Genomic DNA, 14,773 nt, shown 5'->3' with positions numbered 1-14,773 from the left:
AAAAAAACGTGCAACATATTTACGCACGTTTATCATTCGGAAAAGTGATCGTGAATGTCGTTCCTTTTCCCACTTCGCTCTGTACTTGAATGTTTCCATCGTGTGCTTCGACAATCCATTTTGCGATGGAAAGTCCAAGTCCGTGCCCACCAATTTGACGCGTTCGTGCTTTATCGGCACGATAAAAACGATCAAAAATGCGAGGAAGGTGTTCAGGGGCAATGCCAATGCCTGTGTCACTTACAGAAATTGTGACAACCTTCCGTTGTTTCGTTATATGTTGGGATAGCGAAAGGGAAACTGTCCCTCCATCCGGTGTGTATTTGATTGCATTATCAAGCAAAATGTATAATAGTTGCGTGCATTTATCGGCGTCCCCCAAAAATTCAATTTGTTCATGAGCATGAAAATTAAGGGCAATCCGTTTTGTGCTTGCGAGTTCTTGTAACGATTGTAGCGTACGTTCCGCACATGCCCGCAAATCAAACGGTTTTCTTTCGACTTGTAGCTTTGCATCGTCTGTTCGCGCCAAGGTGAGAAGATCGTTAATGAGCTTTGTCATTCGTTTCGTTTCATCCCCTAGACGTTCGATCGTTTTTCGGCTAAATTCATCGGATGTTAATGACGTATCCATTTTTAACGCTTCAACAGAGGAAAAAATGACGCTAAGCGGCGTGCGCAACTCATGGGAAGCATCTGCCACAAATTGACGTTGCCGATTGTAAGCATCTTGAATGGGGATGAGCGCTCGTTTGGACATAAAATAACTAAAAGCGACGGCCACCGCAATAAATAGAACCCCGAGACCTAATAAAATGAATGTAGACCATTTCAGCAAACGAAACATGCTTGTCACATCCATACCGACATATAAAACACCGACGAGCTGCCGCTCAACAATGACCGGGCGAGCGACAGTTAATATTTTCAATGTGTCTGCACGGAAGCGTTTTAATTCATGGCGGTGATGGGGGACGTGAATCTCTACATATTTTAATTCGTTTTTTTCTGGTGTCCACGGTTGAAGGGTTGAAAGAAGGAGTGGACGCAATCCTTTATTTACTTCATCTCCCATCATCAATCGTCCATGTGTATCAATGACGTAAAAAAATAGTTGATCTTCGCTTAAAAAGATGACATTTTGATCGGTAGGCCAGCCGATCAATGACTGTTCTGTCAACATATTTTGAATAGTTTGTCCTTCTTGTTCAGCAAGCGTACGAATACGTCGTTCTTGATCATTTGTAATAACCGTATGAATAAGGAAAGACACAACAGCAATAAAAATGGCTAAAAAAGCGATAAACATACCGCTATACGTTGCGGTTAATCGCCATTGTGTGCGGCGAAACATATCAAAATGGCTGAAAAGAGATTGAATGCTATTTTTCAATGGTATACCCCACCCCACGCACCGTTTTAATGAGTTGTTGGTGTTCATCGCCAATTTTTTTGCGCAGCAACTTAACGGTTGCATCAATTGTTTTCATCGACACGTCGGCATCATAGCCCCAAATGCGATCAAGAATCATGTCACGCGTTAACACACGCCCTTTATTTTGCAATAATAAATCAAGCAGTTGAAATTCACGAGGCGTTAATATAATTTGCTTTCCGTTTTTCGTCAGCGCATGACTTGTCCGATTCACTTCAAACGCTCCCCAGCGGATTATTTCTTCTTGAATCGGTGCAAACGTGCGCCGCGATAACGCTTTAAGTCGAGCCATGAGCTCATCGACTTCAAACGGTTTCACTAAGTAATCGTCCGCTCCTGCTTCTAATCCTTCAACACGATCTTGGACGGCATCTTTCGCGGTTAACATTAAAATCGCTCCATGGTAACCGTTTTTCCTTAAACGTTTACATACGCTTACGCCATCGCCGTTTGGCAACATCCAATCTAAAATGATGACATCATAAAACGAAGCAAGGGCATAATCATAGGCATCTTCACCTTCTTGCACCCAATCTATTTGTTCGATCCCTTTTTTCTTTAACAAATGGACGATGAGTTCCCCTAAATATACGTCATCTTCTGCAAGCAAAACTTTCATCTTCATCACCTTTTTTCTTTCATCATATCAAATGTCGATGAAAAATGGGTGAAAACGTCATAAAAAGCAGAGAGGAGGGAAGACTATATGTGAAAGCGATAACAATATGACGAATTTGTGAAAAAGGTTGCAAAGTTTTTATATACCCCTTATAGTATTTATTGAGATACCTATATGGGTATAATAGAAAGGGGGATACGATGAAAAAACTATATTTTTTTCCACAAACATATTTACTCATTAGTGTTCCAGTGACGTTGTTGCTCGGATTTATCGTTGGAACGTTTGTCGATACGAGCTTTTTGAAGTCAACCATTTTGCTAGCGACAATCGTGATGATTTATGCAACGATGGTTGGTTTTAAATGGAAGGAATTAACTCATTTAAAAGAAAAGAAAATATTGTTTGCGTCTCTCGTAATTAATTTTGCTATCATTCCACTCGTTGCTTTTCTCATTGGGAAGACGATGTTGCACAATCATCCGATCATGTTCGCGGGACTTGCATTGTCAGCGCTGTTGCCGACAAGTGGTATGACGATTTCGTGGACGGCCATTCAAAAGGGAAATATGACCGCAGCTGTTAAGCTGACCGTGTTTGGTCTCGTGCTCGGCTCCTTATTGACACCTTGGTATTTGCTAGCAATGGTCGGAAAATACGTCGATATTAACGTCATCGAAACATTCCGTACGATTTTGCTTGTTGTATTTGTGCCGATGGTTCTTGGACACATGACATTTAAATGGTTGATGAAAAAATACACGCCAGAGCAATTTCAAAAGTATGTGAAGCCAAACTTCGCTCCATTAAGTATTTGGGGCATGTTATATGTTGTGTTCGTTAGCATGAGCATGCGAGCGAAAATGATTGTAGCGAACTTGCAGCTTATTGTCATCGCATTGGGGGTATTGTTGCTTTTCTATTTGATTAACTACGTCATTAGCACATTTGTAGCTAAACAATTTTTCAACCGTGAAGACGGCATTGCGCTCGTAAATGGCACAGTTTTACGCAACTTATCAATTGCGATTGGCTTAGCTGCCACGTCTTTCGGTGCTGAGGCTGCACTGATCGTTACGCTCGCTTTTATTGTTCAACAGCAGTCTATTGCTTACTATGGAAGAATGGCAAGCCGATATTGGTTTAAACAATTATAAAACAACGAAGAAAGGGAGCTGATCATGATGAATAAAATGACATTTATCATTCAAGCAACAGTCGAAGGAGTGACAACACGCGTTAAAGCAGGAAAACATGAGTTCGTAATAGACGAGGCAAAACAAATGGGCGGTCAAGATCTAGGAGCAAATCCGCTTCAAATGGTGCTAGGTGCGCTGGCTGCATGCGAAAATGTGACGGCCCATGTCGTTGCGAGGGAGATGAATTTCGATTTACAAGACATGACGTTCACGGTAAAAGGACAATTTGATCCACGCGGGTTTATGGGAGATTCATCCGTGCGTCCATATTTTGAACATGTGTCTGTGGAAGTAGCAGTCAAAACGAGTGAAAGCGAAGAGCGCATCCAACAGTTAAAAGAAAAAGTGGAAGCGCGCTGCCCGGTATATACGTTACTAAAAGCGGCAGGTGTGCAAATGAATGACCAATGGTATAAAGCATAGAGCGGCGTCGACCGCTCTTTTTTTATGGATGAAAAAGATAAGGGAAATCCCCTATGGGTATATAAGTTAACAACATATACAATGTAATTAAGTTAGGAAAACAAAATTGAAAGCGGATACAAAAGGAGCGATGAACGATGGCGAACGTCTATGATGTAAAAGTAGCAATCGTTGGAGCAGGTTCTGCAGGCATTTCTATTGCGGCACGGCTATTAAGAAAAAATCGGCAACTGCATGGACAAGTGTTAGTGATTGATCCATCCGATAAGCATTATTATCAACCGCTTTGGACGCTCGTTGGCGGTGGTGCAGCCAAAGTAGAAGACTCCGTTCGCGAGCAAGCATCGCTTATTCCAGATGGAGCGAGATGGTTGAAAGAAGCGGTCGATACGTTCTCACCAGAAGACAATATGTTGAAAACGAAAGAAGGATCAATCGTTCGTTACGACTATTTAGTTGTAGCAGCTGGTGTTGAAATTTATTGGGATCAAATTAAAGGACTGAAAGAAACGATCGGCAAAAACGGTGTTTGCAGCAATTATTCATACGATTATGTGCAGAGCACGTGGGAAAACATTCGCAATTTCCGCGGTGGCACAGCCATTTTCACTCAGCCGAGCACACAAGTGAAATGCGGTGGAGCCCCACAAAAAATTATGTATTTAGCTGATGATTATTTCCGACAATCCGGTGTGCGCGAACAAACGAATATGATTTTCGCTTCAGGGTTGCCAAACATTTTTGCAGTGAAGCGATATGCTGATACGCTTGAGCAAGTCATTCAACGAAAACAAATTGAAACGAAATATCGTGTCGAATTAGTTGAAATTGATGGAGAGGCGAAAAAAGCGACATTTGAACATCTTGATACAGGTGAGCGGTTTACATTAAGCTTCGATATGATTCACGTTACACCGCCGATGGGACCGCCATCCTTTATTCAAAAAAGCCCGTTAGCCGACGCGGCAGGATGGGTCGATGTCGATCCGTATACGTTACAACATAAAACGTATGAAAATGTATTTGGTGCGGGTGATTGCACAAACTTACCGACATCTAAAACGGGTGCGGCGATTCGAAAGCAAGCTCCTGTTGTGGCGGAAAATTTACTAGCGCTTATGAACGAAAAACCGTTAAAAGCGCGTTACGACGGTTACACCTCATGCCCGCTCGTAACAGGTTATAACAAGCTTGTGCTAGCTGAGTTTGATTATGATAAAAATCCGCAAGAAACGTTCCCGTTTGATCAGTCAAAAGAGCGGATGAGCATGTATATTATGAAACGAAATTTATTACCGATCGTTTACTGGAACGGCATGTTAAAAGGGTTGATGTAGAGGGGGAGGTAACATGTTACAATTACTCGAAAACGATGAACAACGAGAAGCGCTTCGTTACTTTATTGAGAAACTCCCACAACTAAAAGATGCGATGGAGTCGGTAGAAGAAAAAATAGCGGTTGTTCAACATGTGATGAATGATAAGCAATCGCTGGAAGCTTTATTTACAGAATTTGAGGAAAAAGCAGCACCATTTCGACTGACAACGGAACATCTTGAAGCGCTTGCGACGCTCGTTCAACTGTTGCCAACGCTCGTCCAATGGTTGCAAAAAGTAGAAGAATTCCTTTCGTTTGCGACAAGCGTGATCGATGATCGCGAGTCGATGGCGTACGTGATACAAGGTACAAAAGATATTGTCCCAATTGAAAAGGGACTCAACATTTTAAAAGAAACAAACGAACGTTTTCAACGCGAACGCGATTCGTCTCCTGTATCACTATTACGCATGTACCGCTTGTTAAAACACCCACTTATTCAAGATGGGTTTAAATATATCGAAACGCTACTTGATGTAGCAAATAAACATAAATAAATTGGAGGGGATATATATGTTATTTCGTTCATTTTTCGATGAGCAGTTAGCGCACATGTCTTATTTAGTCGGATGTCAACGAACCGGAGAAGCGATCGTTGTCGATCCGGGTCGCAATGTCGATTGGTATATCGATACAGCGAAAAAAGAAGGATTACAAATCGTTGCGGCAACAGAAACACATATTCACGCAGACTTCATTTCAGGGGCGAAAGAACTAGCGAAACGTTGTGGAGCAAAGCTTTATTTATCTGACGAAGGGGATGCAAACTGGAAGTATCAATATTTAGATGAAGTCGATTACGAACTTGTAAAAGAAGGAAACATCTTTACTGTTGGAAACGTCGAGTTCAAAGTGCTCCACACTCCAGGACATACACCAGAGCATATTTCGTTCATTTTAACAGATAAAGGCGGCGGTTCAACAGAGCCAATGGGGATTTTTACAGGCGATTTCGTTTTCGTTGGCGATATCGGTCGTCCAGATTTGCTTGAAAAGGCGGCAGGTGTTGTCGGCACAGCTGATGTAGGGGCACGCCAAATGTTCCAATCGCTGAAAAAATTTAAAGCGCTCCCAGATTACTTGCAAGTATGGCCGGCACACGGAGCAGGAAGCGCGTGCGGAAAAGCGCTTGGGGCTGTTCCAGTTTCAACTGTTGGATATGAAAAGTTAAACAACTGGGCGTTAAAAATCGAAGATGAGGAACAATTTGTGAAGCTACTGCTTACAGGTCAACCAGAGCCTCCAAAATATTTTGCGATGATGAAAAAAGTAAACAAAATCGGTCCTGCCTATTTAAGTGAAGAAGAAGTGCCAGTGTTGCAAACGCGTGAACAACTCGACGCATATAAAGCAAACGGCGCGTTCATTTTAGATGTTCGTCCGTCCGAACAATTTGCGAATGCACATTACGCAGGAGCAATCAACATCCCGTTTAACAAGTCATTTACAAACTGGGCAGGTTGGTTAATTAGTTATGACCAGGATATCGTGTTAATCGCGAACGAACAGGAGGTGCAAGCGATTCGTAAAGCGCTCGCTTACATTGGATTGGATCGCGTTGTCGCATACATCGAGCCATCCGTCGCATTAGATGGTGAAGTGGAGAGCTACGAAGAAATTGATGTACATCAACTACAACAATATTTAAAAGATGACCGTTATTACCTTATTGATGTACGCAATCAAGCAGAATGGGACGAAGGGTATATTGAAGGAGCCCACCATATGATGCTTGGCACACTTGCAGACCGCCTCGATGAAATTCCAGAAGGCAAAACATACGTTGTTCAATGTCGCTCGGGTGCGCGTTCAGCCATTGGCGCAAGCATTTTACAAGCAAAAGGTTTGAAACAAGTGCTCAACTTAAAAGGCGGATACTTAGCGTGGACGAGAGAAAAGCTTCCGGTTGTGAAGCAATCATAAGGGCTGACGTTGTCAGTCCTTTCTTTTCATCTTTCTTCTTTTTTTCTTTATAATGGAAGAGAGGTGAGGACATGCGGTTTTTAGATAAAATTTTTGCATACATTCAAGACGGAATTATCGTCATGAATCATGAAAGAACAATTGTAGAGATGAATCCGGCTGCCAAACGGCTTACCGGCTGGCAACTTGGCGACAAAGTGCCGTATTGCTCGTTTTGCCAACAGCGTGATGTGAAAGAAGGCGAAGAGCGCTGCTATTTAATTTCAACAGAGGAAGTGCCTTATTTTTTATCAGAAATGCCGACGTATCATGGACATTTCATCGATGTAGAAATGAGCACAGCACTCATCCTTGAACAAGACGATGCGAAATATTACTTGCTTGTTTTACGCGATCAAACGGCAAAGAAAAAAGAAGAAGAGGCGCGCCGTTCAAAATGGATGGTAAAAAAACTAACGGAAGCAAAAGAAGAGGAACATAAACGTCTAGCACAAGAATTGCATGATGGTGTCGGCCAATCGCTCTACAGCATTTCCATCGCATTAGATAATATTATTCAACGTGTGCAAGATGAGAAGCTTCATGCATATGTCAAAGAAGTGCGCGAAGAGCTCGGACGTGTCATGGAAGATGTGAAGCTATATGCGCAACAACTTCGCCCAAAAAGTCTAGATGCGCTTGGGCTCATCCCGACCATTCAATCGCTCATTCATTCGCTACAATCGAAAATGCCAACTACGTCATTTTCGTTGCAAACGAACGTATATGCACGTTTATCACCAACGATGGAAATTAATTTGTATCGTATTATTCAAGAAGCGTTGCATAATGTGATGAAATATGCGAAAGCGACAGAAGTGCGTGTTTCGATTGAACAAACGGAGCGAGAATTACTAGTGTTCGTTGAAGATAACGGCGTTGGCTTTCACGTTGAAGAAAAGCGCGAGGGACTTGGCTTAAAACATATTCAAGAACGCGTGTTTCATCTTGGCGGTGAAACGACGATTACATCTATGCCGATGAAAGGAACAACAATTTTTGTGCGCGTGCCGTTAAAGGGGGACGGAGAGGATGAAAGTATTGATCGTTGATGACCATGATTTAATTCGTAAAGGCATTCGTTTGCTTCTTGAAGGGTTTCGCGATGTGGAAGTCGTCGGGGAAGCGAGCAACGGTTGTGATGCCATCACGCTTGCATTGAAGCATCATCCGGATGTCGTTTTGCTTGATCTGTCAATGCCGACAGGGCTTGATGGATTTACGACTGCAAAAACGATTATGGATGAATTAGAAGACGTGAAAGTAATCGTCTTAACGATGCATGATGAGGAAATATATGTGCAAAAAGCGATTCAATATCATATTCACGGTTATTTGTTAAAAAATAGCCAGACGAACGATTTATACGAGGCGTTGCAAGCCGTCTATCACGGCAAACGTTTTTATCGCACGCATATTCCTAAAGAGCGACTTGAAAAAATGTTTGCCGAAAAAGAGCCGAAATCTCCATTAACGAATCGTGAACGAGAAATTGTGCGGCTTACGTTTTTAGGATACACAAATAACCAAATTGCGAACAAGTTGAAAATCAGCCCGAAAACAGTGGAAAATCATAAAACGAACATTATGCAAAAACTCGGTATTAAAGAAAAACACGAGCTCATTCAATACGCCTTAAAAAATCATATTGCTGATTTAGTCTAAAGGAGCGTCTCATCATGGAATATACAGTTTCCTATTTGTTTGTTCTTTTTCTTATTGGTGCAATTGGCTCCATTTTATCAGGAATGGTTGGCATCGGCGGCTCTGTTATTAAATATCCAATGCTTTTATACATTCCTCCGCTTCTCGGCTTCGTTGCTTTTACGGCACAAGAAGTAGCTGCGATTAGCGCGGTGCAAGTGTTTTTCTCGACACTTGCCGCCCTGATCGTGTTCAAAAAAGGTGGATACGTATCGTTTCGGCTCGTTGCCTATATGGGAACAGCGATTGTCATCGGCAGTTTTATCGGTGGATATGGATCGAAGTTTTTAGCTGATGAAACCATTAACTTCGTGTATGCCATTTTAGCATCAATTGCGGCGATATTAATGTTTCTCCCAAAGCCGAAGGGGAGTGAAGACGTATCAGCGGAGCAGCTGGTATTTAATCGGCTATATGCAGTTGTGCTATCTTTTATTGTCGGCGTGGCTTCTGGCATCGTTGGGGCGGCAGGGGCATTCATTATTGTACCGATTATGCTTGTCATTTTAAAAGTGCCGACGCGCATCGCGATCGGTTCGTCTGTAGCCATTACGTTCATTTCATCAATTGGGGCGACGATTGGAAAAGTGATGGGTGGACATATGCTTCTTGTCCCGTCAATCGTGATGGTTGTTGCTAGTTTACTAGCTGCTCCTATCGGGGCAAAACTAAGTCAAAAAATAAATACGAAAACGCTCGAATACATTTTGCTTGTATTAATTGTAGCGACTGTGATAAAAATTTGGTATGAAATGTTTATGTAAGCTGACTCCGTTGAGTCGGCTTTCTTTTGTTCATTGCAATGGTTATGAAAATTTGGTATGATGTTAAATAGTGGAAAAATAAAACAAATAGGATGATGGGGATGAAACGAGCGCGTATTATTTATAATCCGACGTCGGGAAGGGAAGTATTTAAAAAGCATTTGCCTGATGTACTGATTCGGTTAGAACAAGCAGGATATGAAACGTCATGTCATGCGACAACAGGGGCAGGGGATGCGACAGAGGCGGCAAGAAAAGCAGTTGAGCGAGAATTTGACCTTGTCATTGCCGCAGGTGGCGATGGAACGATTAATGAGGTCGTAAATGGGCTAGCTGATGCGTCATATCGTCCGAACCTTGGCATTATTCCAGTCGGAACGACGAACGACTTCGCCCGCGCGATCGGTGTACCGCGCTCGATTGAAGGCGCGTGTGATGTGATCATTCACGGAGAAGCGGTGCCGATTGATATTGGGGCGGTAACGAACGAAGGAAAGACGCATTATTTTGTTAACATTGCCGGTGGCGGACGTTTGACGGAATTAACGTACGAAGTGCCAAGCAAACTGAAAACGATGATTGGTCAACTCGCCTATTATTTAAAAGGAATTGAAATGCTTCCTTCCTTGCACCCTGTCCATGTCAAAATCGAGTACGATGGAAAAATGTTTGAAGGGGCTGTCATGCTGTTTCTCGTTTCACTTACGAACTCTGTCGGCGGCTTTGAAAAATTAGCCCCAAACTCATCGTTAAACGACGGCATGTTTGATTTAATCATTTTGAAAGAAACGAACTTAGCTGAATTTATTAAAATTGCAACGCTCGCCTTGCGCGGTGAACATATTCACGACCCGCACGTCATTTATACGAAAGCAAACCGCGTCAAAGTGTACACGGAAGAAAACATGCAGCTTAATTTAGACGGGGAGTATGGCGGCATGCTTCCGGGCGAATTTGTTAACTTATATCGCCATATGAACGTATTTGTTCCAAAAGAAAAAGCTGAGCAAATGAGAACAGGGGAGTGAACCTGTTCTTTTTTGTTCGACTATGCTACAATCTTGACAGCATTTCGCGGAAGGGGAAAGACAAATGGAAGCACCAGTAGCAAAAAACGAATATTATGACGTCGTATTTGAAGATTTAACGCACGACGGGGCAGGGGTGGCGAAAATCGATGGTTTTCCAATTTTCGTTCCAAACGGTTTACCCGGCGAAAAAGCGAAAGTGAAAGTAGTAAAAGTAAAAAAAGGGTACGGTTTCGGTCGTTTGATCGAACTGTATGAAAAAAGTGAAGATCGCATTGATGCAGCGTGTCCTATTTATAAACAATGCGGTGGATGTCAGCTGCAACATATTCGTTACGAGGGACAGCTGAAAGCAAAACATAAACATGTCAAAGAAGTGCTCGCTCGCATCGGGAAAATTGAACATGCGACCGTTCACCCTGTCCTCGGCATGAACGATCCGTGGCGGTATCGAAACAAAGCGCAAGTACCTGTCGGTGAGCGTGAAGGTGGGCTTGTGGCGGGTTTTTATAAAGAGCGTAGCCACGACATTATCGACATGGACGCCTGTTTGATCCAACAAGAAATGAATGATATCGTCGTGCAAACCGTCAAACAAATTTGCGAGCAATATAACATCCCAGCCTACAATGAACAGACGCATAAAGGTGTGCTTCGTCACATTATGGCACGCTACGGGGCAACGACAAAAGAAGTGATGGTCGTGCTTATTACGCGCACAGAGGAGTTGCCGCATAAAAAGAAAATCGTTGAGACAATTGTACAACGTGTCCCGAACGTGAAGTCCATTGTGCAAAACATAAACCCGAAGCGGACGAATGTCATTATGGGAGAGCATACGCGTGTGCTTTGGGGATCGGAATATATGTATGACTACATTGGCGATATTCGGTTTGCGATTTCTGCCCGCTCCTTTTATCAAGTAAACCCTGAGCAAACGAAAGTACTGTATGAAAAAGCGCTGGAATACGCGGAGTTGACTGGGAAGGAGACAGTCATTGATGCGTATTGTGGCATCGGAACGATTTCACTCTTTTTAGCAAAAAACGCGAGAAAAGTGTACGGGGTCGAAATCGTTCCTGAAGCGATTGCCGATGCGAAACGAAACGCTGAACTAAACGGCATAACAAACGTTGAATTTGCGGTCGGAGAGGCGGAAGTCATCATCCCAAAATGGTACGAGCAAGGAGTGCGAGCTGAATGTATCGTCGTCGATCCTCCTCGAAAAGGCTGTGATGAATCATTGCTACAAACGATGATCACCATGAAACCGGAGCGAATCGTCTACGTCTCATGCAATCCCGCAACACTCGCACGAGATTTGCGCATATTAGAAGACGGTGGATACAAAACGATCGAAGTCCAGCCGGTTGACATGTTCCCGCATACGATGCATGTGGAGTGTGTTGCGAAATTAGAACGTGGTTTGTAAAAGGTCAATCGTTCTATTAGAGAAATATTGATAACAAAAAAAGGAAAGGATATCCCCTTTCCTTTTTCGTTTGTGAGATCGCCCTTCTGCATAGTAATGATGATGTTTTCCGCTTCACTACAATGTTATTAAAATATTTTTAATTTATTGTGAATTATAATATAATTTTACATAAAGTTCATTTTCATGATAGAAGGGGAATTATGGAGAATATAAAAAAACTACATCCGATCAGCGTAACAATTATTATCGGAACATTATTTGCAAGAATGGCGATGTTTATGACCATTCCGTTTTTAGCCATTTATTTAACGAGCGTAAAAGGAGTCAGCGCTTCGTTGGCAGGGGCAATTATTGGGATTAGTTCGATTGTAGGACTGTTTGGTGGTTTTTTTGGCGGGTATGTTTCCGATCGATACGGGCGAGAGAAAGTGATGAAAATTTCTCTTTTGATGTGGACGTTCGTGTTTATTGGTTTTGCGACAGCGGAGAGCGTTTGGACGTTTTTTCTGTTAAATGCGTTAAACGGCTTATGTCGTTCGTTTTTTGAACCTTCGTCGCGAGCGTTGTTGTCGCAAGTGACAAAACAAGAAAATAAATTGCTTGTGTTTAACTTGCGATATGCAGCAATTAATGTAGGGGCGGCGATTGGTCCATTAGTAGGGTTGAAAATCGGCAGTTCGTCATCAACAGCCGCTTTTTTTATTACCGCTTTTGTTTATTTTCTTTACTTCATTTTGCTCGTCGCTCTTTTTTCAAACGATACGATTGACCAAAACGATAGCGATACATCCGAACATGTAACACTTCGCAATGCTGTCAACGTATTAAGGAACGATCGTGTGTTTTTATTTGCTGTAATCGGGATGATTCTCGGTGTCACAGGGTATTCGCAGTTTAATTCAACCATTCCGCAATATTTGTCGCAATATCAGGATGGTGTACAGCTCTTTTCTTATTTAATCGTCTTTAATGCCATTACTGTACTCATTATACAGTATCCTGTTTCAAGAATCGGCAAGCGGTATTCCGCGCTCACGTCGATTATGTTCGGCATTGTTGCGGTGTCATTCGGACTTTTCGGATTTGGTTTATTTACTGCTGTGCCGATGTTATTTCTTTCTATGTTTATTTTAACAGTAGGAGAGGTGATGATGTTTTCAATGGTCGACATATTTATTGACCAAATTGCACCTCAACAGATGAAAGGATTATATTTTGGTTCTATCGGTTTTACGGCCATAGGTAACGCCATTGGTCCTTGGATTGGAGGATTGATGCTTGAACATCTCGGTTATGGAAATCACATCATTATTTTTAGCTTATTAGCTCTATGTACATCAGTCGGTTTCCCCGTCTTCTTATATGTTGGTCGGTTAATGAAGGCGACAAAACGACATATGGAGTATAGTTTGTAACCGTTTATTACTTTTGTATACGAGGGGGAATGGAGAATGAAAAAATTGCTGGCGATCTTTAGTTTACTGATCGCGGCTCTGCTCGCTGGGATGTTTTTTTACCAAAAAAACGATTTTAAGAAAAAGATCGATTCCTCTTCATATATACGAGAAGGCGTTACAGACGTTGAAAAAGCGGTGAGCAGGGCTGTTAAAGAACATGGAAAGTCTTATCGACAGGGAGAATATATTGCCGAAGGACACATCATTCTCGACACAGAACAAAGAGGGAATGAAGTGGACGTATATGCTATTGTGAGTGTTGGCGTATTTGAATTCCAAGACGGCTTATTTACAGTTGTATCTGGTAGCGGGGCGATTCCGACTGTGATGACATTTTCAAAGGATGAGTACGGGCAGTACAAACTTGTCTCATACGAAGAGCCGCTCGATGGAGAAGCGTATGTGGAGTCAATTAAGAAAATGTTTCCAAAAATATATCACTCGAAGGTGTTATATGCAGATAAATATTATGATGAACTTGTTAAGCAACAAGAAAGACAGGCGCAGGAGTATTTAAAAAAGATTGGTCGGCATGCAAAAGTGAGCCTATCTTATGTGGAAAAGCAACCGCTTAACATTTCGGTACAAGCGATGAATCATTTTCTTCATATGCTTAGTAGCGACTCATTTTTGAACCAATGTCCCGATTGGCTAGGGACGCGTGAAGCGGTGGAACAAGGTGTGAGATACGTGTACGAAACGTCTCAAAGTAAAACAAATGACGGTCAAGATGTCATTGTCTTAAGGAAGATGAAAGAAGACGGAACAATGATCGAAAAAAGAAAATATGTCGTTGAGGAAAATCAATTGAAACGTATACAGTAATAAGAAAAGCAATCCCATCACTAGGATTGCTTTTCATATTCTCTCTTCAACTCTTTATACCAGAGCGAGTGGCGTTCTTTTACATATTCTTCATCCACATAGCCTGTAAACATACCTGGCAATAGTTTGCGATTTTCTTTGACGATAAATGCGGCTAAATGCATAATGACACCGAAGATGACCATGACTGTTGCCAAGTTGTGTAACTGTGCGCCCCAAAATAAAATTCCGTTTGTTGGTTGCACGCCCATGATGTTCTTTATGACTTTAATGACGCCTGTAACAATGACAAGGCCGATTGACACAACGAAATATAAGTAGGCGATTCGTTGTTCAGGCAAATATTTTTCGCTCGGTGGCTCTTTTTGTTTTAAAAGCATCGCTTTCAAAATAAGGTAAGAGCCTTTTACATCTCCTTTTTTGTAACTATTCACCCCAGTGCTAGTGTATAAAAAAGCCCAGCACAAATAGGGCATTTCGGTCATAGAAAATGCCCTAGGTAGCGGAAAGAACTCGATCGATCGTTTCGCCTGCCAACAGAAGA

15 protein-coding genes are annotated in these 14,773 nt (G+C 42.2%); 12 read left to right on the top strand and 3 right to left on the bottom strand.

Annotated elements, in window-relative coordinates; all coding sequences use genetic code 11:
• Positions 1-19: 19 nt before the first annotated feature.
• Positions 20-1,393: a sensor histidine kinase gene (locus tag K1I44_RS11830; protein WP_003399062.1), complete on the bottom strand. Its 1,374-nt coding sequence runs from the start codon at positions 1,391-1,393 to the stop codon at positions 20-22.
• Positions 1,383-2,054: a response regulator transcription factor gene (locus tag K1I44_RS11825; protein WP_219986247.1), complete on the bottom strand. Its 672-nt coding sequence runs from the start codon at positions 2,052-2,054 to the stop codon at positions 1,383-1,385. Before K1I44_RS11825 ends, K1I44_RS11830 begins: the two co-directional genes overlap by 11 nt.
• 200 nt (positions 2,055-2,254) lie before the next feature.
• Between K1I44_RS11825 and K1I44_RS11820 the strand changes: the two genes are divergently transcribed.
• The 12 genes from K1I44_RS11820 (at position 2,255) to K1I44_RS11765 (ending at position 14,229) form a co-directional block, all read left to right on the top strand.
• Positions 2,255-3,211 carry an arsenic resistance protein gene (locus K1I44_RS11820; protein WP_219986246.1) on the top strand — a complete coding sequence of 319 codons (957 nt, stop codon included), beginning with the start codon at positions 2,255-2,257 and terminating at the stop codon, positions 3,209-3,211.
• A 27-nt stretch (positions 3,212-3,238) separates the two neighbouring features.
• Positions 3,239-3,676 (top strand): OsmC family protein, encoded by a 438-nt coding sequence (locus tag K1I44_RS11815; RefSeq protein ID WP_219986269.1) that lies wholly within the window; start codon positions 3,239-3,241, stop codon positions 3,674-3,676.
• Positions 3,677-3,813: 137 nt separating this feature from the next.
• Positions 3,814-5,013 carry an FAD/NAD(P)-binding oxidoreductase gene (locus K1I44_RS11810; protein ID WP_219986245.1) on the top strand — a complete coding sequence of 400 codons (1,200 nt, stop codon included), beginning with the start codon at positions 3,814-3,816 and terminating at the stop codon, positions 5,011-5,013.
• A 13-nt stretch (positions 5,014-5,026) separates the two neighbouring features.
• Positions 5,027-5,551 carry a hypothetical protein gene (locus K1I44_RS11805; protein WP_219986244.1) on the top strand — a complete coding sequence of 175 codons (525 nt, stop codon included), beginning with the start codon at positions 5,027-5,029 and terminating at the stop codon, positions 5,549-5,551.
• A gap of 16 nt (positions 5,552-5,567) precedes the next feature.
• Positions 5,568-6,977 carry an MBL fold metallo-hydrolase gene (locus tag K1I44_RS11800; protein ID WP_219986243.1) on the top strand — a complete coding sequence of 470 codons (1,410 nt, stop codon included), beginning with the start codon at positions 5,568-5,570 and terminating at the stop codon, positions 6,975-6,977.
• A 71-nt stretch (positions 6,978-7,048) separates the two neighbouring features.
• A complete protein-coding gene (locus K1I44_RS11795; RefSeq protein ID WP_219986242.1) occupies positions 7,049-8,068 on the top strand; it encodes a PAS domain-containing sensor histidine kinase in 1,020 nt (339 codons plus the stop codon).
• Positions 8,049-8,681 (top strand): response regulator, encoded by a 633-nt coding sequence (locus tag K1I44_RS11790; RefSeq protein WP_003399080.1) that lies wholly within the window; start codon positions 8,049-8,051, stop codon positions 8,679-8,681. The genes K1I44_RS11795 and K1I44_RS11790 overlap by 20 nt, the downstream gene beginning before the upstream one ends.
• A gap of 14 nt (positions 8,682-8,695) precedes the next feature.
• Positions 8,696-9,484 carry a sulfite exporter TauE/SafE family protein gene (locus K1I44_RS11785; RefSeq protein WP_219986241.1) on the top strand — a complete coding sequence of 263 codons (789 nt, stop codon included), beginning with the start codon at positions 8,696-8,698 and terminating at the stop codon, positions 9,482-9,484.
• A 101-nt stretch (positions 9,485-9,585) separates the two neighbouring features.
• Complete coding sequence (locus tag K1I44_RS11780; RefSeq protein ID WP_077429421.1) at positions 9,586-10,512, top strand: diacylglycerol kinase; 927 nt, start codon at positions 9,586-9,588, stop codon at positions 10,510-10,512.
• 64 nt (positions 10,513-10,576) lie between these two features.
• Positions 10,577-11,944, top strand: a complete 1,368-nt coding sequence (rlmD, locus tag K1I44_RS11775; protein ID WP_219986240.1) for a 23S rRNA (uracil(1939)-C(5))-methyltransferase RlmD — start codon at positions 10,577-10,579, stop codon at positions 11,942-11,944.
• A gap of 203 nt (positions 11,945-12,147) precedes the next feature.
• Complete coding sequence (locus K1I44_RS11770; RefSeq protein ID WP_003398573.1) at positions 12,148-13,362, top strand: MDR family MFS transporter; 1,215 nt, start codon at positions 12,148-12,150, stop codon at positions 13,360-13,362.
• 36 nt (positions 13,363-13,398) lie between these two features.
• Positions 13,399-14,229 carry a transcriptional regulator gene (locus K1I44_RS11765; protein WP_219986239.1) on the top strand — a complete coding sequence of 277 codons (831 nt, stop codon included), beginning with the start codon at positions 13,399-13,401 and terminating at the stop codon, positions 14,227-14,229.
• Between the two features lie 20 nt (positions 14,230-14,249).
• Here the strand turns inward: K1I44_RS11765 and K1I44_RS11760 are convergent.
• Positions 14,250-14,773 (bottom strand): cytochrome b/b6 domain-containing protein (locus K1I44_RS11760; protein WP_255573405.1); only part of this gene is annotated, 524 nt, incomplete at its 5' end.

It is taken from the genome of Anoxybacillus sp. ST4, from assembly GCF_019448545.1.
Lineage (GTDB): Bacteria > Bacillota > Bacilli > Bacillales > Anoxybacillaceae > Anoxybacillus > Anoxybacillus pushchinoensis.
This window is presented reverse-complemented; position numbering and strand designations above follow the sequence as displayed.